At 66.8% G+C, this 23,406-nt stretch carries 19 protein-coding genes; 7 read left to right on the top strand and 12 right to left on the bottom strand.

The window, feature by feature from the left end:
- Positions 1-46: 46 nt before the first annotated feature.
- Positions 47-835, bottom strand: a complete 789-nt coding sequence (locus ACFUTU_RS19490; protein ID WP_377967301.1) for a GNAT family N-acetyltransferase — start codon at positions 833-835, stop codon at positions 47-49.
- Positions 836-980: 145 nt separating this feature from the next.
- Positions 981-2,774 (bottom strand): aspartate--tRNA ligase, encoded by a 1,794-nt coding sequence (gene aspS / locus ACFUTU_RS19485; protein ID WP_377967297.1) that lies wholly within the window; start codon positions 2,772-2,774, stop codon positions 981-983.
- A 99-nt stretch (positions 2,775-2,873) separates the two neighbouring features.
- On the opposite strand from aspS, the gene ACFUTU_RS19480 reads away from it, so the two are divergent.
- Positions 2,874-4,163 carry an APC family permease gene (locus tag ACFUTU_RS19480; RefSeq protein ID WP_377967295.1) on the top strand — a complete coding sequence of 430 codons (1,290 nt, stop codon included), beginning with the start codon at positions 2,874-2,876 and terminating at the stop codon, positions 4,161-4,163.
- A 48-nt stretch (positions 4,164-4,211) separates the two neighbouring features.
- Here the strand turns inward: ACFUTU_RS19480 and hisS are convergent, their stop codons facing one another.
- On the bottom strand, positions 4,212-5,564 hold the full coding sequence (gene hisS / locus ACFUTU_RS19475; protein ID WP_377967293.1) for a histidine--tRNA ligase: 1,353 nt from the start codon (positions 5,562-5,564) through the stop codon (positions 4,212-4,214).
- Positions 5,565-5,807: 243 nt separating this feature from the next.
- Between hisS and ACFUTU_RS19470 the strand changes: the two genes are divergently transcribed.
- The 3 genes from ACFUTU_RS19470 to ACFUTU_RS19460 all read left to right on the top strand — a co-directional run bounded on the left by ACFUTU_RS19470 (position 5,808) and on the right by ACFUTU_RS19460 (position 9,133).
- Positions 5,808-6,626 carry a peptidylprolyl isomerase gene (locus ACFUTU_RS19470; protein ID WP_377967291.1) on the top strand — a complete coding sequence of 273 codons (819 nt, stop codon included), beginning with the start codon at positions 5,808-5,810 and terminating at the stop codon, positions 6,624-6,626.
- Between the two features lie 72 nt (positions 6,627-6,698).
- Positions 6,699-8,315: a DUF349 domain-containing protein gene (locus tag ACFUTU_RS19465; RefSeq protein ID WP_377967289.1), complete on the top strand. Its 1,617-nt coding sequence runs from the start codon at positions 6,699-6,701 to the stop codon at positions 8,313-8,315.
- Between the two features lie 89 nt (positions 8,316-8,404).
- Positions 8,405-9,133, top strand: coding sequence for a hypothetical protein (locus ACFUTU_RS19460; RefSeq protein WP_377967287.1), 729 nt, complete (start codon positions 8,405-8,407; stop codon positions 9,131-9,133).
- Here ACFUTU_RS19460 and ACFUTU_RS19455 read toward each other — a convergent pair.
- The 9 genes from ACFUTU_RS19455 to pdxT form a co-directional block, all read right to left on the bottom strand.
- Positions 9,014-11,404 (bottom strand): RelA/SpoT family protein, encoded by a 2,391-nt coding sequence (locus ACFUTU_RS19455; protein ID WP_377967285.1) that lies wholly within the window; start codon positions 11,402-11,404, stop codon positions 9,014-9,016. The two genes, ACFUTU_RS19460 and ACFUTU_RS19455, sit on opposite strands and share 120 nt — an antisense overlap.
- 180 nt (positions 11,405-11,584) lie before the next feature.
- On the bottom strand, positions 11,585-12,601 hold the full coding sequence (gene secF, locus ACFUTU_RS19450; RefSeq protein WP_377967283.1) for a protein translocase subunit SecF: 1,017 nt from the start codon (positions 12,599-12,601) through the stop codon (positions 11,585-11,587).
- The gene (gene secD, locus ACFUTU_RS19445) at positions 12,601-14,358 is read right to left on the bottom strand and encodes a protein translocase subunit SecD (RefSeq protein ID WP_377967281.1); all 1,758 of its coding nucleotides are present in this window, start codon (positions 14,356-14,358) and stop codon (positions 12,601-12,603) included. Before secD ends, secF begins: the two co-directional genes overlap by 1 nt.
- A 118-nt stretch (positions 14,359-14,476) precedes the next feature.
- Positions 14,477-14,893 (bottom strand): preprotein translocase subunit YajC, encoded by a 417-nt coding sequence (gene yajC / locus ACFUTU_RS19440; protein ID WP_377967299.1) that lies wholly within the window; start codon positions 14,891-14,893, stop codon positions 14,477-14,479.
- Between the two features lie 233 nt (positions 14,894-15,126).
- Positions 15,127-16,215, bottom strand: a complete 1,089-nt coding sequence (ruvB, locus tag ACFUTU_RS19435) for a Holliday junction branch migration DNA helicase RuvB (protein ID WP_377967279.1) — start codon at positions 16,213-16,215, stop codon at positions 15,127-15,129.
- On the bottom strand, positions 16,208-16,855 hold the full coding sequence (gene ruvA, locus ACFUTU_RS19430; RefSeq protein ID WP_377967277.1) for a Holliday junction branch migration protein RuvA: 648 nt from the start codon (positions 16,853-16,855) through the stop codon (positions 16,208-16,210). The genes ruvB and ruvA overlap by 8 nt, the downstream gene beginning before the upstream one ends.
- A gap of 80 nt (positions 16,856-16,935) precedes the next feature.
- Positions 16,936-17,532 carry a crossover junction endodeoxyribonuclease RuvC gene (gene ruvC / locus ACFUTU_RS19425; RefSeq protein WP_377967275.1) on the bottom strand — a complete coding sequence of 199 codons (597 nt, stop codon included), beginning with the start codon at positions 17,530-17,532 and terminating at the stop codon, positions 16,936-16,938.
- Positions 17,533-17,563: 31 nt separating this feature from the next.
- Complete coding sequence (locus ACFUTU_RS19420; RefSeq protein ID WP_377967273.1) at positions 17,564-18,319, bottom strand: YebC/PmpR family DNA-binding transcriptional regulator; 756 nt, start codon at positions 18,317-18,319, stop codon at positions 17,564-17,566.
- Positions 18,320-18,322: 3 nt separating this feature from the next.
- Complete coding sequence (gene pdxT, locus ACFUTU_RS19415; protein ID WP_377967271.1) at positions 18,323-19,054, bottom strand: pyridoxal 5'-phosphate synthase glutaminase subunit PdxT; 732 nt, start codon at positions 19,052-19,054, stop codon at positions 18,323-18,325.
- A 91-nt stretch (positions 19,055-19,145) separates the two neighbouring features.
- On the opposite strand from pdxT, the gene ACFUTU_RS19410 reads away from it, so the two are divergent.
- The 3 genes from ACFUTU_RS19410 to ACFUTU_RS19400 all read left to right on the top strand — a co-directional run bounded on the left by ACFUTU_RS19410 (position 19,146) and on the right by ACFUTU_RS19400 (position 23,303).
- Positions 19,146-20,435 (top strand): MurT ligase domain-containing protein, encoded by a 1,290-nt coding sequence (locus ACFUTU_RS19410; protein ID WP_377967269.1) that lies wholly within the window; start codon positions 19,146-19,148, stop codon positions 20,433-20,435.
- On the top strand, positions 20,432-21,196 hold the full coding sequence (locus tag ACFUTU_RS19405) for a type 1 glutamine amidotransferase (protein WP_377967267.1): 765 nt from the start codon (positions 20,432-20,434) through the stop codon (positions 21,194-21,196). Before ACFUTU_RS19410 ends, ACFUTU_RS19405 begins: the two co-directional genes overlap by 4 nt.
- A gap of 94 nt (positions 21,197-21,290) precedes the next feature.
- The gene (locus ACFUTU_RS19400; protein ID WP_377967265.1) at positions 21,291-23,303 is read left to right on the top strand and encodes a M3 family metallopeptidase; all 2,013 of its coding nucleotides are present in this window, start codon (positions 21,291-21,293) and stop codon (positions 23,301-23,303) included.
- Positions 23,304-23,406: the final 103 nt, after the last annotated feature.

Raw genomic sequence — 23,406 nt, 5'->3', positions numbered from 1 at the left:
GACGTTGCGCAACGTCATGTGGGCGGGGAACCGTCGAAACGGCTGATCAGCACCCGGTCAGCGACCGCCGCGGGCGCTCCTGCCGGTAGTAATAGCGGGACACTTCGCGGAACCCTGCCCGGGAGTACAGCTCCCGGGCAGCGGTGTTCGACGCCATCACCAGCAGCCAGTAGCCGGCCAGCCCCTGCTCCGCGCCTGCACTAATCAAGGCCTGTTGGATCCGGGCGGCATACCCTCGGCGGCGGGCATCGGGCCGGGTGGCCATGCAGTACAGCCCGCCCCAGCTGACGCCCGTGCCGGGAACAACTGTCCTGCCGGGAACAAGGGCAAGGCGTCCGACGGCGGCCGGCCGGCCGCCGTCGTCCCTCACCAGCGCGTACAGCGCCGGGCAACCCGTGAGGATGGCACGGGCAGTCTCCAGCTCCGCGGCGCCGCCGCGGCCGTCCACGGACCACCACAGTTCCAGCCATTCCGCCGATGGATGGTCGGTGATTTCGACGCCGGCACGGGCACCAGCTGAATCGCCACCGCCGGGGACAGTGTCCGCTCCACCCATCATGATCAGCGTCTCGGATTGCCGGGTGAAGCCTTCCTCATCCAAAACGGCGTTCAGCGCAGCGCTGCCGGGCGTGTCGAAGACCTGGAAGATCACCGGCAACCGGCGGCCCCGGTACCAGGCCCGGGCCACCCGCAGCGCGGCCAGCCGCTCAACCCTCGTCCCTGCGGGCTCCGACCGCGGCCAGATGGAGTTCGCCCGCTGCGTCACTCCACCGGCAGCGCGGAGAACCCAGCCGCCGGACAGCTCCCGGTCCGGCGCTGGCCACGCCGCATCCATGGCGGCTTCCAGATCCGGCACGTCGATTTCCCCCACAGCACTCCTTCGTCAAACGGCAGGAGGCCCCCCGGTATCTGCACTGCAGATCCGGGGAGCCTCCTGCTCCCGGTTCAGCTTCGCGGCCGCCTATGCGGTCCACGCCCGCTTAGTTTTCTTCGGGCTTCTTCGCTTCGGGCTTCTTGGCCTCGGGCTTGAAGTCCACGCCGGCCTCCTTGCGCTGCTGCGGGGTGATCGGAGCCGGGGCGTCGGTCAGCGGATCGTGGCCGCCGCCGGACTTCGGGAAGGCGATGACGTCGCGGATCGAGTCCACGCCGGCCAGCAGCGCCACCACGCGGTCCCAGCCGAAGGCGATGCCGCCGTGCGGCGGGGCGCCGTACTTGAAGCCCTCCAGCAGGAAGCCGAACTTCGTCTGGGCATCGGCCTTGTCCAGGCCCATGAGCTCGAAGACGCGCTCCTGGACGTCGCGTTCGTGGATACGGATGGATCCGCCGCCGATCTCGTTGCCGTTGCACACGATGTCGTAGGCGTAGGACAGCGCGGATTCCGGGTCCTGGTCGAAGGTGTCCAGGAACTCGGGCTTCGGCGAGGTGAAGGCGTGGTGCACGGCTGTCCACTGGCCGGCGCCAACGGCCACGTCGCCCGACGCAACAGCGGCAGCTGCAGGCTCGAACATGGGGGCATCAACCACCCAGCAGAACGCCCAGGCGTTGGGATCGATCAGGCCCGTGCGGTGCCCGATCTCCACGCGGGCAGCGCCCAGCAGTGCGCGGGACGGGGTCTTCTCACCGGCGGCGAAGAAGATGCAGTCGCCCGGCTTGGCACCCACGGCGTCGGCCAGGCCGGCGCGCTCGGTCTCGGTGAGGTTCTTGGCAACGGGACCCGCGAGCTCTCCGTCCTCCTTGTACAGGACGTAGGCCAGGCCCTTGGCGCCGCGCTGCTTGGCCCATTCCTGCCAGGCATCGAGTGCGCGGCGGGCCTGCGAGGCACCGCCGGGCATGACGACCGCACCGACATACGGTGCCTTGAAGACGCCGAAGTTGGTGTCCTTGAAGAACTCGGTCAGCTCGGTCAGCTCCTGGCCGAACCGCAGGTCCGGCTTGTCCGAGCCGTAGCGTGCCATGGCGTCGGCGTAGGTGATGCGCTGGATCGGCGTCGGAATCTCGACGTCGATCAGGTTCCAGACGGCCTTCACGATGTTCTCGCCGATCCGGATGATGTCGTCCTGCTCCACGAAGCTGGCTTCGATGTCGAGCTGGGTGAACTCGGGCTGGCGGTCCGCGCGGAAGTCCTCATCACGGTAGCAGCGGGCGATCTGGTAGTACTTCTCGAAGCCGCCCACCTGCAGGAGCTGCTTGAACAGCTGCGGCGACTGCGGCAGCGCATACCAGGAACCCGGGGCCAGGCGGGCAGGGACCAGGAAGTCGCGGGCGCCTTCGGGCGTTGAACGCGTCAGCGTGGGAGTCTCAATCTCGACGAAGCCCTCTTCGTGCAGCAGTTCGCGTGCAACGCGGTTGGCCTCGGAGCGGAGGCGGATGTTGCGGCTGGGGCCGGGACGGCGCAAGTCCAGGTAGCGGTGCTTGAGCCTGGCTTCCTCGCCCACTTCCACATGTTCGTCGATCTGGAAGGGCAGCGCATCGGCGGTGTTGAGGATGACCACCTTGTCCGCCATGACCTCCACCTCGCCCGTGGCCAGGGCAGGGTTCTCGTTGCCTTCCGGCCGCTTGGAAACCGTTCCGGTTACCTGCAGCACGTATTCGTTGCGCAACCCGTGGAAGACCTCTTCCTCACGGACCACCACCTGCGCCACGCCCGAGGCGTCACGCAGATCGACGAATGCGACACCACCGTGATCACGACGGCGGCCGACCCAGCCTGCCAGGGTTACGGTTTGTCCAATGTGCTCGGAGCGAAGGGATCCGAGGTCATGTGTGCGCAGCACAGCATTCCTTTCAGAAGGAAGACAGAATGAAGTTCAAATACGATCGTTGCGGAAACGATCCCGTCCGAGTTTACCCGTTTGAAAGGTTCCTGCCCCGCCATGACCAAGCACCAGCAGCTGCAACGAAGGCTAGGTGTGGCCGATGCAACAGCCATCGGACTCGGATCCATGCTTGGCGCGGGCGTTTTTGTGGTCTTCGCCCCGGCCGCCCGGCTCGCCGGAAACCTGCTCCTCGTGGCCATCGCCGTGGCGGGGGCCGTGGCCTACTGCAATGCCGTCGCCTCGGCCCAGCTCGCGGCAAAGTATCCGCAGAGCGGCGGCACCTACGTCTACGGCCGGAAGCAACTCGGCGAGTGGCCGGGGTTCCTTGCCGGCTGGGGATTCGTCACGGGCAAATCGGCCTCCTGCGCAGCCATGGCCCTGACCTTCGGCCAGTATGTTGCACCGCAGTTCGCCACTCCCGTGGCCGTCGCGGCCGTCGCGGCGCTGACCGGCGTCAACCTGCTGGGCATCACGCGGACTGCCTTCCTGACGCGCATCCTGCTCGCCGTGGTCCTGGCAACGCTCGCCTTCGTCGCCACCGCGAGCATTCTGGGGCCGCACGTGTCCGGCGCCGGGGCTTTCTCCGGGCCGGCGGGTGCTGTCTCTGGTTTGGCTGGCGCTGTGTCTGACAGCACCTGGGGCATCCTGCCCGCCGCGGGCCTAATGTTCTTCGCCTTTGCCGGGTACGCCCGCATTGCCACCCTCGGCGAGGAGGTCAAGGACCCGGCGCGCGTCATTCCGCGGGCGGTCCTCGGCGCCCTGGCCGGCGCCCTGGTGATCTACCTGCTGCTGGGGGCCCTACTGCTGGTGCATCTTCCCGTTGAGGTGCTCGCCTCCTCAACGGCACCGCTGCTGGACGCCGTGGAGCAGTCCCGCCTGTCCGCCGGAGCGCCGGTTGTCCAGGCGGGTGCCGCGGCGGCCTCGCTCGGCGCGCTGCTGGCCCTCATCACCGGGGTGGGGCGCACGGCCATGGCCATGGCCCGGGAACGCGATTTGCCGGGCCCGCTGGCCAGGGTGGGCGGGCGCCATCCGGTACCGGTGACCGCCGAACTGGCGGTGGCCGCCGTCGTTGTTTTACTGCTGCTGACCACCGACGTGCTGACAGTGGTCGGTTTCTCCAGCTTCGGGGTCCTGCTGTACTACGCGGTGACGAATGCCGCCGCCTTCACACTGCGTGACCGGCCCTGGCATGCGCCCAAATGGCTCAACGCCGCCGGCCTGGCCGGATGCCTGATCCTGGCGTTCACGCTGCCGGCGGCGTCGGCGCTCGGCATGGCGGCTGTCATGGCCGCCGGCCTCGCCGGACGGGCGGTTGTGCTTGCGGTGCGGAAGCACCGGGGCCGTTAAAAGCCCAGCCCCGGCGCGCAGCGGCTCTGCAGGCCGAATCCTGTCAGCTCAGGAAGCAGGTGCGGCGATAACCTGGACGTGGAGGTCCTCGTCGGCCGGCGTCCAGGTCGCCGGGTCAGCGTCAACCTGCACGCCCGAGCGGATGTCCTTCACCTGGTGCTTGCCGTCCTCGTCAGTGAACCAGACGAATGGAATGCCGCGCCGGTCCGCGAACTTGATCTGCTTGCCGAACTTCTCCGCCTTGGCAGCCACTTCCGCGGCGATGCCGCGGCTGCGCAGCTCCGTGGCCACGTCCTGCGCCTCGCCCCAGCTCTCATCGGAGGTGAGCGCCACAAACACCGCCGTGGGAACGGAACGGGACGCCTTCGCCAGGTCCTGGCTAAGGATGCGCGAGACGAGCCGCGTCACGCCGATCGAGAGCCCAACCCCGGGGAACTTCCGGTTGCCCTTGCTGGCCAGGGCGTCGTAGCGGCCGCCGGAGCAGATCGAGCCAAGCTGCTCGTGGCCCACCAGGACGGTTTCCACGACAGTTCCGGTGTAGTAGTCCAGGCCGCGGGCGATGCTCAGGTCGGCGACGACCTTTCCCGGAACCCGCTTGACGGCGGCCTCGATCACCTGTTCGAGTTCGTTCAGGCCCTCCTCCAGGAGGTCGTCGCTCACGCCCAGCGAGCGGACCTGTGCCACGAAGGACGTGTCCTCGGTCCGGATGCTGGCCAGCTTCAGGGCCGCCTGCGCCTGCTCGTCGGTGGCACCGAGTTCGGCCTTGAGCAGTTCAGCCACCTTCTCCGGCCCGACCTTTTCCAGCTTGTCGATGCTGCGCAGCACTCCGGCGGTGTCGGTCAGGCCGATGCCGCGGTAGAAACCCTCGGCAAGCTTCCTGTTGTTGATCCGCAGCCGGAACTCCGGAATCGGGAGGGCGCCCAGTGCTTCGGCGATGACGAGCGCAATCTCAACGTCGTAGCGGAAGGGCAGCTCGGCGTCGCCCACCACGTCGATGTCCGCCTGCGTGAACTCGCGGGCACGGCCTTCCTGGGGGCGTTCGCCGCGCCAGACCTTCTGGATCTGGTAGCGGCGGAACGGGAACGCCAGGTAGCCGGCGTTTTCCACCACGTACCGGGCGAAGGGCACGGTCAGGTCAAAGTGCAGGGCGAGGGCATGCGGATCGTGTTTGCCCTTGGATTCCTCGCCTTCGTCGTCCTGCAGCCGGCTCAGGCCGTACACCTCTTTGTCGATCTCGCCCTTGCGGAGCAGCTGACCCACGGTTTCCACTGCCCGGGTCTCAATCGAGGCGAAGCCGTGCAGTTCAAAGGTGCGGCGCAGCGAGTCCAGGACATGCTGCTCCACCAGCCGCTCCTCGGGAAGCCACTCGGGGAATCCGGACAGGGAGGCGGTGCGTGCCATGGTGGAGTTTCTCCTCGGGTAAACGAAGGCCGGAGCCGCTGCGCTCTGTTCCGCGTCGCCATTTGGGTCAAACGGCGGCGGCAGCGGCGGGAGTCCAGCCTCTTCTGCATAAACTTATGTGCGGCAGCCAGTTTATGCTTTCGGCGCCTGCATCTCTAATGCAGGGTCCGTGCTCTGGCGGGCTGCCGCCGGGTGCCTTCAGTGGCTCCCCGGCCCGGCAGTGACGATCGATGAGGAGGACCCGTGGCGGCCAGTCCACGCGAGACACGCGAAGCCAAGCGGCGCATCCAGCAGATGGAGGCCAAACGGGAGCTTCGCCGGGACCAGGAGAAGCGCCGCAAACGCGACAACCTGGTAGCGGGAGGTGCGGGAGCAGCAGCGGTGCTGCTCGCCGTCGTGCTTCAACTGACGGTCTTTGCCGGGAACCCGACCGAAGAGGAATTCGCGGCCGCCCAGGCGGGCCTGGCGACGCCGCCTCCCACCCCGTCCGCGTCCGCGACGCCCTCGGCCACGCAGACCAACGCTGCGAACATCCCTAAACCGGCGACGGCGGCCGGCAAGACGTACACCGGATCCCTCGAGCTGAACAGCGGAACACTCGGCGTGCAGCTGGACGGCACCAAGGCCCCGCAGGCAGCGGCCGTGTTCAAGTCCCTGGCCGACCAGGGCTACTACAAGGGCGTCAGCTGCCACCGCCTCACCACCGCCGAGAACTTCGGCGTCCTGCAGTGTGGCTCCAAGACCGGCGACGGCCAGGGCGACCCCAACTACACCTGGGGGCCGCTGGAGAACACGCCAGCGGACAACAAGTACCCCGCCGGCACCATCGCAGTGGCCCGAACCGGCAACAACGCCTACGGCAACGGCACGCAGTTCTTCATCGTCTACAAGGACACGGTCATCCCCGCCGACTCCGCCGGCGGCTACACCGTCGTGGGCAAGGTGACCTCGGGCCTTGATGTCGTAACGAAGATTGCGGCTGCCGGTCTTAAGACCGGCGAAAGTGGCACAGACGGCGCTCCTGCGGAAGCAGTCACGATAGACTCGTTTTCTCTGAAGTAGGAACCCTGCGGTGCCAGCAGCCACGGGCGACTTATGAATGGGTATTTTCCTCCAAGCGAAAGACTTTTAGCGGTGACAGACAGTCAGAAATCCGACGAAACAGCAGCCGAAGTGACCGAGGTCCAGGCTTCCCCCGAATCTGTGGACGGAGCGCAGTCCGTGGAAGCGGCCGAGCCCGCGGACGCGGCTCAGGCCGAGGAGGCAGCACAGCCTGCGGCGCCAGTGCAGCCCGAGGAGGCAGTGCAGCCCGAGGAGGCTGCAAAGCCCGACGCCACGCAGGAAAGCCCGCAGCCGGAAGCTGCGCAGGAAAAGCCGGCACCGTCACCGCGTCCGACGCCGGCTCCCCGGCCCGCTCCCACGCCCGCAGCGTTTGCTGCCCGGCCCAAGGCCGGCCCGGCTGCCACCGTGACACCGGCGCAGGCACCGCCCGCCACCTCGCTGGCCGAAGCAGCCCGCTGGGGCCGCGTTGAGGGCGATGGCCACGTGTTCCTGACCATCGACGGCGAAGAACACCCCGTCGGTCAGTATCCGGACGTCAGCAACGATGAGGCCCTGGCCTACTTCGCACGGAAGTATGACGACGTCGTCGCCCAGATTGTGCTGCTGGAACAGCGTGTGGCGTCGAAGGCCCCCACCACTGACATGCAGAAAACCGTGACGCACCTGCGCGAGCAGCTCGCCGAACGGAACATGGTGGGCGACATCCGTTCCGCGGAGGGCCGGCTGGACACCCTTTCCGCGCAGATCACCGAGCTTGAGAAGGCGGAGAAGGCCCAACATGACGCCGTCCGCGCTGCCGAGCTGGCCGCCCGCGAGGCCATTGTGGCCGAGGCGGAGGCGATCTCCGGAACCGATCCGGCGCAGGTTCAGTGGAAGACGTCCAGCGCTCGCATGAACGAGCTGTTTGAGAGCTGGAAGGCTGCGCAGAAGAGCGGTGTGCGCCTGGGCCGCAGCAACGAGGACGCCCTGTGGAAGCGTTTCCGCGCCGCGCGGACCGTTTTCGACCGGCACCGCCGCGCGTACTTCTCCCAGCTGGACAGCAACAACTCGGCGGCAAAGGCTGCCAAGGAGAAGCTGATCGCCGAGGCCGAAGCACTGTCATCGTCGACGGACTGGGGCTTCGCCGCCGGGGAATACCGCCGGCTGATGGACGAGTGGAAGGCGTCGCCGCGTGCCAGCCGCAAGGATGACGACGCCCTGTGGGCCCGGTTCCGCGCCGCGCAGGACGTCTTCTTCAGCTCCCGCCAGGCAGCCAATGACGAGATCGACCAGGAGTACGCCGCCAACCTCAAGGTCAAGGAAGCGCTCCTGGAGGAGGCCTCCGGCATCCTTCCGGTCAAGGACATCGCAGCCGCCAAGAAGGCCCTGCAGTCCATCCATGACCGCTGGGAAGAGGCAGGCAAGGTTCCGCGGGCGGACATGGGCCGGATTGAGGCCGGGCTGCGGCGCATCGAGGATGCAGTCCGCCAGGCCGAGGACGAGAAGTGGCAGCGCTCCAACCCGGAGACCAAGGCCCGCACCAACAGCGCGCTGAGCCAGCTCGAATCGGCCATTGCCGGGCTGAAGGACGATCTGGCTGAGGCAGAGAAGGCCGGCGACCAGCGCAAGATCAAGGCCGCCAAGGAAGCCCTGGAAGCCCGCCAGGCGTGGCTGGACCAGATCCAGCGTTCGGCGAGCGAGCTCTCCTAAGCACAGCATCAGTACAGGCCCCGTTCCGGTTATCCACATAGCCGGGGCGGGGCCTTACCTGTTGCAGCCGCGTCCGGCAGGATGACGGAATGGCTCCTTTATCCCAGGCCCTTCAATCACGGGGCGGGTCCCCGCCCGCGGACCCTCCCGCGCAGCTGCTGGAGCTTTATGCGCCGGGGCTGCCGTTCACCTGGCCTGAGCTTCAGTGTATGGCGGCCGACGGCGTGCTGACGCAGCTCTATCAGCACGGCTACACCGTTCCCGGGACTGCGGCCTCCCCGCAGCTGAGGGCACGCGCCGCCGCGTACGGGGTTCCGGCGCCCGTGCGCCGGCGGGTGGTGGCGGGGCGGATGACGGCGGCGTGGATTTATGGCTGCGCCCGGGAGCCTGACCGGTTGGCCCTGCTGGTGGACGCCAAACGGCGGATCTCCAGTCTTCGCTCCACCCGCGGCTGCACACTTCATGAGGTGCGGCTCGGACCGTTCGACGTCGTGAGCCTGGGCGGGCTGATGGTCTCGAGTCCGCTGCGGACAGCTTTGGACATTGCCCTGCATGTCAACGCCGAGATGGCCGTTCCCGCACTGCGGCTGCTTCTGGAGAAGCCCGAACTCGACGTCAGGCTCCGGCTCCTGGTCCTGGCGGTCGAGGCGATGCCCCGGCTGCCGCATAAAAATGCTGCCCTGGAGAAGCTCGCGCTGCTAGCCTCTCCGCCGGTTGCCCGTGGTCCGGTAGACGTCGAACACCCCGTCGATCCTCCGCACAGCACTGAGCACGTGGCTCAGGTACTTGGGGTCCCCCATCTCGAAGGCAAACTTTGAGATGGCCACACGGTCCGTGGATGTGTGGACACTGGCCGCGAGGATGTTCACGTGGTTGTCGGAAAGGACCCGAGTCACATCCGACAGGAGGGACTTCCGGTCCAGCGCCTCCACCTGGATCTCCACGAGGAAGACGCTGGACTGGGTTGGCGCCCAGTCCACATCGACAATCCGGTCGGGCTGGTCCTTGAGTCCGGAGACGTTGGTGCAGTCCGTCCGGTGCACCGACACGCCCGAGCCGCGCGTGACGAAACCGAGGATCGGGTCGGGCGGCACGGGGGTGCAGCAGCGGGCCAGCTTCACCCAGACGTCGCCCACGCCGCGGACCACCACGCCGGAGTCCGAGAACCGGGCCTTGCTGACCTGGGTCGGGATGCTGACCTCGGTGAGGTCGTCATCCGGAGTCTCGTTGCCGCCGAGGCTCTCGACGAGCTTCTCCATGACCGACTGGGCTGAGGTGTGGCCGTCGCCCACGCCGGCGTACAGCCCGGCGATGTCCACGTACTTGAAGTCCTCGGCCACGGCGGCCAGCGCGTCGTGCGTCATCAGGCGCTGCAGCGGCAGGTTCTGCTTGCGCATGGCGCGCGTCAGCAGCTCCTTGCCGCGGTCGATCGCCTCTTCGCGGCGTTCCTTGCTGAACCACTGCCGGATCTTGTTGCGGGCCCTGGCGCTCTTGACGAAGTGCTGCCAGTCCTGGCTGGGGCCGGCGCCTTCGGCCTTCGAGGTGAAGATCTCCACCCAGTCGCCATGGTTCAGCTCGCTGTTGAGCGGCACGAGCTTGCCGTTGACCCGGGCCCCGATGGTGCGGTGGCCCACCTCGGTGTGCACGGCATAGGCAAAGTCCACCGGGGTCGAGCCGGCGGGCAGCGCCATGACCTCGCCCTTGGGGGTGAACACGAACACCTCACGGGCGTTGATCTCGAACCGGAGCGAGTCGAGGAACTCACCGGGATCGGAGGTCTCCTGCTGCCAGTCCACGAGGGAACGCAGCCAGCCCATGTCGCCGTCGCGCGGGCTGCCGGGTCCCATGGCGGTCCGGTTCGGCTGGTCCTTGTACTTCCAATGCGCTGCCACACCGTATTCGGCGCGGCGGTGCATCTCATGGGTCCGGATCTGGATTTCAACCGGCTTGCCGCCGGGGCCGATGACCGTGGTGTGCAGGGACTGGTACATGTTGAACTTCGGCATCGCGATGTAGTCCTTGAACCGGCCAGGCAGCGGGTTCCAGCGCGAATGCAGGGTGCCCAGGGCGGCGTAACAGTCGCGGACCGAGTCCACCAGGACCCGGACGCCCATGAGGTCGTTGATGTCGTCGAAGTCCTTGTCCCGGACGATCATCTTTTGGTAGATCGAGTAATAGTGCTTCGGCCGTCCGGTGATCGTGGCCTTGATCCGTGCCGTGCGGAGATCGTCGGCGATCTGGTTCCGGATCACGCTGAGGCTCTTCTCGCGCTCCGGGGTGCGGTCCCCCACCATGCGCACGATTTCCTCGTACACCTTGGGATAAAGCGCCGCGAAGGACAGGTCCTCAAGCTCCCACTTGATGGTGTTCATGCCGAGCCGGTGCGCCAGCGGGGCGAAGATTTCCAGGGTTTCGCGGGCTTTGCGGGCCGACGATTCGGCCGAGACGAACCGCCACGTGCGCGCGTTGTGGAGCCTGTCTGCGAGTTTGATCATCAGGACACGGATGTCCTTGGCCATGGCCACGACCATCTTGCGGACGGTCTCCGACTGGGCCGCCTCACCGAAACTGACCTTGTCCAGCTTGGTGACACCGTCAACCAGCATGGCCACTTCGGAGCCAAAATCGGCGCGGAGGTCCTCGAGGGTGTACGGCGTGTCCTCCACGGTGTCATGGAGCAGCGCCGCGGCCAGCGTTGTGCCGCTGAGCCCCAGCTCGGCGAGGATGGTCGCAACGGCGACGGGGTGCGTGATGTAGGGGTCGCCGCTCTTGCGCTTCTGGCCGCGGTGGCTTTGCTCGGCGACTACGAAGGCCCGCTGGATGAGGTCGAAGTCTTCCTTGGGGTTGTTTGCCCGGACGGTCCGCAGCAGCGGTTCCAGGATGGGCGAGTAGGTGGCGGTGCTCCGGCCCGTCAGACGTGCCAGGCGGGACCTGGTGCGCTCACGCCGGCCGGGAAATGTGGGCCGCACGCCGGAGCTGTCCACGGGCACACCTGGTCCCGGGCGTCCGCCAGCCACCAGACCAGTCTGCTGTCCCTGGCCCGCGTTGCCTCCGGCTGCCGCTGGCGCCGACGTCGAACGTTCTTCCAATGAAGTACCCCTCACGACCCGTTTAATTATCCCAGTGTATTCCCGCTCCGCACCCGACCGATAACCGCGCCCGCTACGCAGATCCCGTCCGGCATCCGGTGGGCCCGGCCGGCTAAAGCGCGGGTTAACGCAAGACCGGACGCCGTCGGGGTGACGGCATCCGGTCTGTTGCGGAGCGTTCTAAGCTTTTGCCGGCTCGGCGGCAGCCGCCTTGGCAGCGGCGTCCGCGCGGCGCTGCCTGACGCGCTGGGCCTGCTTGACGAGCGGTGCCTCCCCTTGACGCAGCCAGGCGTACATCGGTGCCGCGATGAAAATCGTCGCTGCCGTGCCGATCAGGATCCCGACGAACAGGGCAAGCGAAAGATCGCGCAGGGTTCCGGCACCCAGCAGGCCGGCTCCAATGAACAGGATGGCACCGACCGGAAGGATGGCAACCATCATGGTGTTAATGGAGCGGACCAGCGTCTGGTTGACCGCCAGGTTGACTTCCTCGCCGAAGGTGCGGCGTGTGGAGGAGTCGATGTCGGCCGTGTTCTCACGGATCTTGTCGAACACCACCACGGTGTCATACAGCGAGTAGCTGAGCACCGTCAGGAAGCCGATGATCGCCGACGGCGTGACCTCGAAATCGCTGAGGGCGTAGACGCCGGCGGTGATGAACATCGTGACCAGCATGCCGATGATGGCCGAGAGCGACATCTTCCAGGTGCGGAAGTACAGGGCCATCAGCACTGTCGCGAGGGCCACAAAGACCACAAGGCCGATCAGCGCCTGCTTGGTGACATCAGCACCCCAGGTGGGTCCCACGAAGGTGGAGGTCACCTCGTTGTCGGTCACGCCGTAGGCCTTGGTGAGGCCTTCCTTGATCTTGAGGGTCTCGTCGTCGGTGAGCTTGTCCGTCTGGATCCGCATCGTGGTGCCGGCCACGTTGGCGACGCGCGGCACGCTGCCGGGAACGACGTCGTGGACGGCTTTCTCCCCTAGGGCCGCTTCGGTGGTCTTGACGTTGGAGACCGTGAACTCGGAGCCGCCCCGGAACTCGATGCCCAGGTTGAATCCGCCCTTGACGGCCGGAATCAGAATGGACAGCGCAACCGCGGCGGCGGCCACGAGGAACCAGATCTTCTTGGCCCCGACGAAGTCATAGGAACGCTTGCCCGTGTAGAGCTCGTTACCGAATTTCGCGAAACTGGACATTACTTGCCCTCCTTGGCCGGGCCCTTGGAGGAACCGGCAAGTTGCTCCTGCTGCTCCGCGCGGCGGCGTTCAGCGATGGTCATCCGACGCTCGGCCTCAGCCGCTGCGCCGGCGTTCTTGGCGCGCACCACTGACGGCTTGTCCTCGGGACTGCGGAGCCTGCCGGCGCCGCGGTAGAGAGGCACCGCGCCCAGGCGCTCGGGGTCAAGACCGGAGAACTTGTGGCCTTCGCCGAAGAACCGGGTCCTGGCCAGCTGCTGCAGGGTCGGGTGGGTGAACATGAACACCACGATGAGGTCGGCAATGGCGGTCAGGCCCAGCGTGAAGGCAAAGCCACGCACGTTGCCGACAGCCACGAAGTACAGCACGAGTGCGGCCAGGAGGTTGACCGCCTTGGATGCCAGGACGGTCCGCTTTGCACGCTTCCAGCCGTTCTCCACCGCGGACACCAAGCCGCGGCCTTCGCGGAGTTCGTCACGGATGCGTTCGAAGTAGACGATGAACGAGTCCGCCGTCTGGCCAATGGCCACGATAATGCCGGCCACACCGGCGAGGGAGAGCCGGTAGTTCTCGGTCCAGCCAAGGATGGCAATGGCAAGGTAAGTGAGGAGACCCGCCACCACCAGCGACGCAATGGTGACAAAGCCGAGCGCCCGGTATTGGAACAGGGAGTAGACCACCACCAGCAGCAGGCCGATGAGGCCGGCCAGCAGACCCATCCGGAGCTGCTCACCGCCAAGGGTGGCCGAGATCTGCTGCTCGCTCTGGATGTCGAAGCTGATAGGCAGGGCACCGAACCGCAGCTGGTCGGACAGGACCTTGGCGGACTGTTCGGTGAAGCCGCCGGTGATCTGGGGGCGTCCGTCGGTGATCACTGCCTGGGTCCGGGGAGCGGAAATGACCTGGTCATCCAGGACGATGGCGAACTGGGACTTGGGATCGGCACCGGTTTCGCCGCCAGCGGCGACGTAGAACTGGTTGAGGCGTTCGGTGACCGTCTTGAACTTGGCCGTGCCCTCCGCGTTGAACTGGATGTTCACAGCCCAGTCATTGGTGACGGCACCCTGCGCGCCCTGCTGCAGCTGGAAAGTGGAACCCTGGATGTCCACGCCCTTGACCTCGACCGGGCCAAGGATGTACTTGATCGCGGGTGTCTGGTCGGTGGCGGGTTCGCAGGTGACCAGCGGCTTGGCCGGGTCGGAGCGCTCCTGCTTGTCCTGGGCCGGGTTGTCACAGTCCAGGGCTTCGAACTGCTTCTGGACGTCCGCGGTGATCCAGTTCGAGTCGCTGGCGTTCGCCGGCTTGGCCGTCGGCTTCGGCAGCTGGGCGGCAGGTGTCCGCTGCTCGGCGGGGACGGCTGCACCGGCGCCGGTTACGAGGACAGGGCGGAAGTTCATGTCCGCGGAGGCCTGGATGAGGGCACGGGTCTCCGAAGAGGGAGTACCGGGCAGGCTCACCACCACGTTGCGTCCGGACTGCGTGCTGATCTCGGCCTCGGCGACACCGGAGCCGTCCACGCGCTGGCGGATGATGGCCACCGCCTGGTTGAGCTGCTCCTCGTTGATGTCCGAGCCGCCCTCAACCTTGGGCGCCAGGATCATCTGGGTGCCGCCCTCCAGGTCCAGGGCAAGCTTCGGGCTCCAGCTGGCAACCCCGGACATTGTGCCGCCCGCTAGGACGGCCGTCATGGCAGCCAGGATTACGCCAAGCCAGACCAGCACCCGAAGGGATGGTTTATTGCGGCCAGTTCGTGCCATTGCCTATCTTTCTATTAATTGCGGAGGGCCGCCGGAGCGAGAATGTCGCATCCGGCGGCTCCGCAGCCGTAGACAGCTGTACTGTGCGGAAGCGGCTGTACTGTGCGGAAGCGGCGGACTAGATGTCCTTCTTGCCCTCATCGTTGAGGCGCCTGAGGGTTTCATCCGGGGTCTCGTTGACCGTATCGTCCCTTTTTTCAGTGTGCAGCTCGTCTTCAGTGGCCAGGCGTTCCGGGGCCGTCAGCGCCGAGGCGTCGTCGGGAACAGCGGTCGCTTCGGCGGCGGCGGGCTCCACGATCTTGGTTACGGCCTGGCGGTGGACGGTGGCCAGGTGGCCCGGCGACAGTTCCAGGACAACCTTGTTCTCGGCCTCGTCGATCGACACGATGCGGCCGAAGAGACCGAAGCTGGTCATGACCTCGATGCCGGGGGCGAACTGCGACTGCAGCTGGGCCTGCTGCTGCTGGGTCTTCTTGTTGCGGCGGAACATCATGAAGATGAAAACGCCGAGCATGACGAACAGCAGAATGGTCATGATGTCGATGCCGCCGCCGGCCTGCGGCTGGGCCTGGGCACTGATATGTGCGAGCAAGTGAGTTCCGTTCTGTACTTACGTAGCTGGTTGACAGCGACGTCCGCTTTGTACCGGGCTGCCCGCCCGGACACGGGGAACCGGCCGCGGGCGGCCCGCCGGAGCGGGACACGGAAACAAAGCCCGGACGTGCCGAGCGTCTTTCCAGTCTAGAGGGAAAAGCTGGGAGGACGCTGCTATTGGGTGCTGGAAACCCATTCAGATGACGAATCTTCATCGCCCGGTTCCGCGGCGAATAGGTCCAGGGTTTCCTGGCCAAAGACCCCTGCGGGCACTGCCAGTCCGAGGTGGGCCCACGCCGGGGCCATGGCGATCCGGCCACGGGGTGTCCTCCCGAGGAGCCCTTCCCGGACAAGATATGGTTCCGCGACCGTCTCGACAGTTTCCGGCTCCTCGCCCACGGCGATCGCCAGGGTTGACAGGCCCACCGGGCCGCCGCCAAATTTGGTGATCAGGGCTTCCAGCACGGAACGGTCCAGCCGGTCCAGCCCGCGCTTGTCCACTTCATACATGTCGAGGGCGCCGGAGGCAGAGCGGGCATCGATCTGTTCGATGCCGTGGACCAGCGCCCAGTCCCGGACGCGCCGCAGCAGCCGGTTCGCAATACGGGGAGTCCCGCGTGACCGGCCGGCAATCTCCGTAAATCCGGCCGAGTTCACCTTCAGGTCGAGGAGTCCGGCAGACCGCCGCAGCACGAGCTCAAGCTCTTCCACCGTGTAGAACTCCAGGTGGCCGGTGAAGCCGAAACGGTCCCGGAGGGGCCCCGGCAGGAGGCCGGCCCGCGTGGTGGCGCCCACCAGCGTGAACGGCGGCAGTTCCAGCGGGATGGCGGTTGCACCGGCACCCTTGCCCACAACGATGTCCACGCGGAAGTCCTCCATGGCCATGTAGAGCATTTCCTCGGCCGGGCGGGACATCCGGTGGATCTCGTCGAGGAACAGGACTTCGCCCTCCGAGAGCGAGGAAAGAATGGCTGCCAGGTCGCCGGCGTGCTGGATCGCCGGGCCGCTGCTGATCCGCAGCGGAGCGTTCATCTCGGAAGCGACAATCATGGCGAGGGTGGTCTTGCCGAGTCCCGGAGGGCCGGAAAAGAGGACGTGGTCAGCGCTCCGGCCTCGCATCCGGGAGGCCTTCAGCACCAGGGAAAGCTGCTTGCGGACCCTGTGCTGGCCCACGAAGTCATCGAGGTTCTTCGGCCGGAGTGCCGCCTCGATGGCGCGTTCCTCCGGCTCTTCTCCCCCGGCGACCAGGGACTGCTCAGCCACGGCTGCCTACCCTGTTCCCGGCCCTGGCACCGTCCTGGCCGAGCCAGCGCAGCGTAGTGCGCAGGATCTCGGCAACGTTGCCTTCGCCGGCGAGTCCGGGTGCGTCCGCAAGTGCCTTGTCGATGCTGCCGGTGGCGTCCTTCTCGGACCAGCCGAGGCTGGTCATGGCCGCCACGACCTGCGGCTTCCAGAGTTCCTCGGCGGAAGCCGCTGCCGCTCCGGCCGGAGCGGCCGTGCCGTGCGGCACCAGCTTCCCGGCGAGTTCCAGGACGATGCGGCCAGCCACCTTGGGGCCGATGCCCGGCACTTTGGTGAAGGTTTTGCTGTCGCCGGTATGCGCCGCCACCCTGATCGCCTCGGGGTCGTGCACCGCCAGGACGGCCAGGGCGAGCCGCGGGCCCACACCGCTGACGCTGAGCAGGACGTCGAAAACTTCCCGTTCGTCGTCGTTCGCGAAGCCGAACAGGGTCAGGGAGTCCTCGCGGACGATGAGGGACGTAAAGAGCTTCCCTTCCTCGCCGGTCCGCAGCTTGCTGAGCGTCTGGGGGGTCGCCTGGACGCTCATGCCGGCACCGTTGAGGTCGATGACAGCGGTGGACAGTCCGACGTGCGCCACGGTTCCGCGGAGAAAACTAATCAAGGCCGGGGCTCCTGAACTTGCGCCGGCAAATACCGACTATCCGAACATACCTACGAATACCCTAGCAAGGCCCCGCGACATCAGCGTGCACGGCGCGCCTTGGCCTCCGCTTCGGCCCAGGCGCGCTGCGCGGGCGTCAGCGACTGGCCACCGGCACCGCGGGCCGTAGCCGAACCGCCGCCCGCCATCGCGGCACCGCTGCCCGCCCGCCAGGCGTGCGTAATGGCAAGGGCAAGCGCGTCCGCCGCGTCGGCAGGGCGCGGCGGGGCCTCCAGCCGCAGGATCTTGGTGACCAGCTTGGTGACCGCGTCCTTGTTCGAGGAGCCGCTGCCGGTCACCGCCGCCTTCACCTCCGACGGGGTGTGCAGCGCCACGGGGATGCCGCGCCGGGCGGCGGCGGCAATGACGACGCCGGACGCCTGGGCCACGCCCATGACCGTGCTGACGTTCATTTGCGAGAACACGCGTTCCACCGCGAGAACGTCCGGCTCATAGCGGTCGAGCCAGTCGTCGACGGCGAGGGCGATCACCAGCAGGCGCTGGTCAAGAGTCTCCTCCGGAGACGTTCCCACAACGCCAACAGCCACCATGGTTGCCCGGCGGTTCTTTTCGACGTCGACCACTCCAATGCCGCAGCGGGTCAGTCCGGGGTCAATGCCCAGTACGCGCAGCGTCACGTGCAACCGCCCCGGTACGCCGCGCGGGAAATCACTCGGCTTCCAGGGCAGCCTGAACTTCGTCGCTGAGGTCAGCGTTGCTGTACACGTTCTGGACGTCGTCGAGGTCCTCAAGGGCGTCCACGAGCTTCATGAACTTCTTGGCGGCGTCCAGGTCCAGCGGCACCTCCATGGAGGGCACGAATTCAGCCTCGTCGGTGTCGTACTCGATGTCGGCTTCCTTGAGCGCGTCGCGGACGGCCTGCAGGTCCTTGGGTTCCGAGTGGATTTCGAAGGTGTCGCCGTTGTCCTTGACCTCTTCGGCACCGGCATCCAGCACCGCCATCAGGACGTCGTCCTCGGTGAGGCCGTTCTTGGGCAGCGTCACAACGCCCTTGCGGGTGAACAGGTAGCTGACGGAGCCGGGGTCGGCGATGGTGCCGCCGTTGCGGGAGATGGCCAGCCGGACCTCGGATGCCGCGCGGTTCTTGTTGTCGGTAAGGCACTCGATCAGCAGCGCGGAGCCCTGCGGGCCGCGGCATTCGTACATGATCTCCGTGTAGTCAACGACCTCGCCGGTGAGCCCGGCGCCGCGCTTGATGGCACGGTCAATATTGTCGTTGGGAACGGAGGTCTTCTTGGCCTTGGTGACCGCCAGTTCGAGACCGGGGTTGCCGGCGAGGTCGGGCCCACCCATGCGGGCCGCGACTTCGATGTTCTTGATCAGCTTGGCAAACGACTTGGCACGCCGGGCGTCGATGACGGCTTTCTTGTGCTTGGTCGTTGCCCATTTGGAGTGGCCTGACATGCTTTACGCTTCTCCTCTGATCATGCGGATAAAAAGTTCATGCACGCGCTTCTCGCCCGTCACTTCCGGATGGAAGGAGGTGGCCAGCAGCTGGCCTGAACGCACTGCAACAATTCTAGCCGTCCCCTGCAGGTCGGCCGCGTGGGAGGCGTGCTCCTGATCGGCCGGCTCCACCTGGGCCAGGACCTCCACGCCGGGACCCACGCGCTCCACCCAGGGTCCGCGGATAAACACCGCGTGGACCGGCGCCACGCCGTGCTCGGTGGCGCTGAACTCCAGGCCCTTGAAGTCGAGGTCGGTTTCAAACGACTCGCGCTGGCGTCCGAACGCGTTGCGGCGCACCGTGATGTCCAGGCCGCCGAACGTCTGCTGGGGGTTGCCCGCGAGGTCGGCGGCGGGGTCGGCGATGTCGTGTGCCAGCAGGATCATGCCGGCGCAGGAGCCGTACACCGGGAGGCCGTCAGCGATGCGCTGGCGCAGCGGCTCTGCGAGGTCGAAGGCCCGGGCAAGCTTGTCGATGGCGGTCGACTCGCCGCCGGGAATGATGAGTCCGTCGAGTCCGTCAAGCTCCGCGGGGCGGCGGACACCGACGCCGGCAGCACCGGCGGTCTCGACCGCGCGGAGGTGCTCACGGAAGTCGCCCTGGAGCGCCAGAACGCCGATGCGCAGCCCGGCGCCGGGTTTTTCGGGCACTCCGGCCGGGCGCGGAAGGGCGCTGGAAAGGGAATTGGTCATCTAAACAGCATAGTGTCCCGGGCGTGTGCCGCCGTCCCCGCCGGGCGCTGTCCGCCGCATTGCATGCCGCTGCTGGGATATATTACAGAGCATGTTTTCCCTCAGCGTTCCGCTCGGCAAGTTCGTCCGCCGGGTTTCCCGGCTCAGGGGCGGAGGCTCTGCATTCCCCGGCCTGGTGGTCGAAAAAATCGATCCCGGCTTCATGCAGCGGACCCTGTCCACCCTTCCCCACGGCGTCGCCGTCGTCAGCGGCACCAACGGCAAGACAACCACCACCAAGATGGTGGTGGAGCTGCTGGAAAGCCAGGGTTTGAAGGTGTTCACAAACCGCACGGGCAGCAACTTCACCCGGGGTGTAGCGGCCGCCCTGCTCGGCGACGTCGACTGGCGGGGGCGGCTCGACGCCGACATCGCCGTGCTGGAACTGGACGAGGCCCACGCCGTGCACTTCGTCAACCGTGTTCCGCCGCGCTACAGCCTCCTGCTGAATGTGCTCCGGGACCAGCTGGACCGCTTCGGGGAAATCGACAAAACGGCCCAGCTCCTCCAGCACATCGCTTCCAAGACCACGGGGACTGTGGTCCTGAACCGTGAAGACCCGCGGGTGGCGCGGATCGCCGGGACGCTCCACGGGCCCGAGGTCCTCTACTTTGGCCTCGACGATTCCCTGCTGGGCACCTTCCCCAGCGACGATGAACTCCGTGCCGGGCCCGGCAGCCCGGCGCCGGCGGTGCCGGCACGTCCGGAGGCCGATGTTGTCCTCCGCCGGGTGGGCGCCGAGGATGCCGATTTTGAGTACGACGGCGTCACGGTCACCACCGGGATGAAGCTCCGCGGGGTCTACAACATCTTCAACGCCGCCGCCGCGCTGGCCCTGGCCCGCAGCATTTGCGGTGGCGGCGCCGCCACCGCAAACCACGGAACCCTGTTGAAGGCACTCTCCGAGGTGGCTCCCGCCTTCGGGCGGGGCGAAAGCCTTACCGTGGACGGGCTCCCCCTGGACCTCGTCCTGGTCAAGAACCCGAGCGGCTTCCGGCTGGGACTCAAGTCCTTCCCCTCGGGCGGCTACGCCACCATGATCGCCATCAACGACAACTACGCCGACGGCCGCGACATGTCGTGGCTGTGGGACGTGGACTTTGATTCATTGCGGGACGAAGGCGTGGACCAGGTCACCGGCTCCCGGGCGTATGACATGGCCCTGCGCCTGCAGTACGACGAGGTGCAGATCGGGGCGGTGGACACCGATATTCCCGCTGCCCTGGCCGAGTTCATCCGCAAGGGCAAGGGCAAGCCGAAGCGCGTCTTCTGCACCTACACCTCGATGCTCGCCATCCGCCGTGAGCTGTCCAAAATCACCACAGTGGAGGTGGTCTCTTGACCCCCGATTCGGCCGGAACTGCGTCAAAAGGCAGCGCTGCGTCTAAAGGCACCATCCGGGTCCTGCAGCTGTACCCGCGGGACATGAACATCTACGGCGACTGGGGCAACGCCCTGGTGCTCCAGCAGCGCCTGAAGTGGCACGGTTACACGCCGGAACTGCTTGAGTACAACGTGGGCGACGAGTTTCCGGACAGCGTGGACATCATCCTCGGCGGCGGCGGCCAGGACAGTGGCCAGCTGGTCATCCAGGACGATCTTCAGTCCCGGGCCGGGCTGCTCAAAGGAATGGCCGAGGACGGCACGCCGATGCTCCTCATTTGCGGCCTCTACCAGCTGTTCGGCCGCTTCTTCAAAACCCGTTCGGGCCCTGTCATTCCCGGTATCGGGGTTCTGGACGTGGAGACCCACGGTACCGATGAGCGGCTGATCGGCAACGTCAAGGTCACCACCAGGGAATTCGGGGAGGTGCTGGGCTACGAGAACCACAGCGGCCAGACCACCCTGGGTCCCGGCGTCGAACCCCTGGGTACGGTGGCCAAGGGCACGGGCAACAACAGCAGCGACGGCCACGAGGGCGCGCGTTACCGCAACATCGTTGCCAGCTACCTGCACGGTTCCCTGCTGCCCAAGAACCCGGCCCTCGCCGACTTCCTGATCCGGACCGCCGTCGAACGCAAGTACGGATCGTTCACGCCCGGCGAGCCGGACGACCGCTACGCCGTGCTCGCCCGCGAGCACGCGGCCCGCCGGCCGCGCTAGCAGTCGCCGCCGCAGGAGGTTAGCCCGGCCCTTGGCGTGCTGAAGCACACCTCGAAACGTTGTGCCGCGCAAGCCAGCATGAAAGTGTTGCTTCATGACCAATCCCCTCCTGTCCCCCAGCGACCTGCCCTTCGGACTGCCGCCGTTTTCCGACATCGGCGACGCCCACTACGCCGAGGCGGTTAATGCCGGGCTCGCCGAACACCTGGCTGAGATCCAGGCCATTGTGGACAACCCCGAGCCGGCCAACTTCGACAACACGGCGCTGGCCATGGAGCGGTCCGGCCGGCTGCTTGACCGTGCGGCGGCGTCCTTCTTCACGCTCGTTTCATCCGATGCCTCCGAAGCCATCCGAAAGCTGGAGACCGAACTGTCGCCGCGCTTCGCGGCACACCAGGATGCGGTCTACCTCAACCGCGCGCTCTACGAGAGGTTTGCCGCCGTGGAGACCGCGGGCCTGGATGCGGAGTCGGCCAGGCTCGTGGAGGAATACCTCAAGGAGTTCCGTCAGTCCGGCATCCAGCTGGATGACGCCGGACAGGACAGGCTCAGGTCGCTGAACGCCGAATTGTCCCGGCTGGGCACGGAATTCGGCCAGCGGGTCAAGGAAGCCATGAAGTCGGCTGCCCTGCTGCTGGACAACGCCGATGACCTCGCCGGCCTCCCCGAAGACGAGATTGCCAGCGCCGCAGAGGCAGCCCGCGTGGCCGGGCATGACGGCAAGTTCCTTTTGACTCTCATACAGCCCAGCAACCAGCCCGCATTGGCGTCACTGGAGAACCGGGAGGTGCGCCGGCGGCTCTTTGAAGCGTCCCTGGCCCGCGGCAGCTCGGGCGGAGACCTGGACGTCCTGGACCTCGTGAAGTCCATGGTCCGGCTCCGGGGCGAAAAGGCCGCGCTGCTGGGCTTCGCCAACTACGCGGAGCTGGTGGTGGACCGGCAGACGGCGCCGGACTTCGGCGCGGTCCGGTCCATGCTGAACCGGCTGGCACCGGCCGCCGTCCGGAACGCCGACGGCGAGGCAGCCGCGCTGGCCGAAAGCGCCGGACACCCCTTGGAGGCCTGGGACTGGGCCTACTACTCCGCCAAGGTGCGGCGGGAACGGTACACCGTGGACGAGCAGGCCCTCAGGCCGTACTTCGAGCTGGACCGGGTGCTGCAGGACGGGGTGTTCTTTGCCGCAACCGCGCTCTTCGGCATCACCTTCCATGAGCGCAAAGACCTTGCCGGCTACCATGCGGACGTCCGGATCTGGGAAGTCCGGGAAGCGGACGGAACAGAGCTGGGACTGTTCCTGGGCGACTACTACAACCGCGATACCAAGCGCGGCGGGGCGTGGATGAATTCGCTCGTCGACCAGTCGGCGCTCCTCGGCACCAAGCCGGTGGTCATTAACAACCTGAACATCTCCAAGCCGCCGGCAGGTGAGCCCACGCTGCTCACCCTCGACGAGGTGCGCACCGCCTTCCACGAGTTCGGCCATGCCCTGCACGGGCTGTTTTCCAACGTCACCTACCCGCGCTTCTCCGGAACATCGGTACCGCGCGACTTTGTGGAGTACCCGTCCCAAGTCAACGAGATGTGGATCATGTGGCCGGAGGTGCTGGCGAATTACGCGCGCCACCACGCAACCGGGGAGCCGCTGGCGCAGAACGTCATCGACCGGCTCAACGAGTCCCGCCTGTGGGGCGAGGGGTTCGCCACCACCGAGTATCTCGGAGCCGCGCTGCTGGACCTTGCCTGGCACGTCCTGGAAGCCGGGGACGTGCCGGAGGACGCCCTCGAGTTCGAGGCGAAAGCACTGGCGGCAGCAGGGGTGGCCCATCCGCTGATTCCGCCGCGGTACCGGACTGGATACTTCCAGCACATATTCGCGGGCGACGGTTACGCCGCTGGCTACTACTCCTACATCTGGAGCGAGGTGCTCGACGCCGAGACCGTGGACTGGTTCACCGAGAACGGCGGCCTGACCCGGGCCAACGGTGACCGCTTCCGCGCTGAACTCCTCTCCCGCGGCAACAGCCGTGACCCGCTCGAGTCGTTCCGCATCCTCCGCGGCCGCGATGCCGCCCTGGAGCCGCTCCTCAAACGCCGCGGGCTGGAATAAGCATTCGTCGATTGCTCCGTAGATGCCCTTTAGAGCGGCGAAAACGGCAGTTACGGAGCAACCGATGCGGGTTAAACGACGACGGCCGGTCACCTCGGAAGGC

The organism is Arthrobacter sp. NPDC057388 (assembly GCF_042668165.1).
GTDB lineage: Bacteria > Actinomycetota > Actinomycetes > Actinomycetales > Micrococcaceae > Arthrobacter.
The sequence above is the reverse complement of the archived record's forward strand: the minus strand, read 5'-3'. Positions and strand labels throughout refer to the sequence as shown.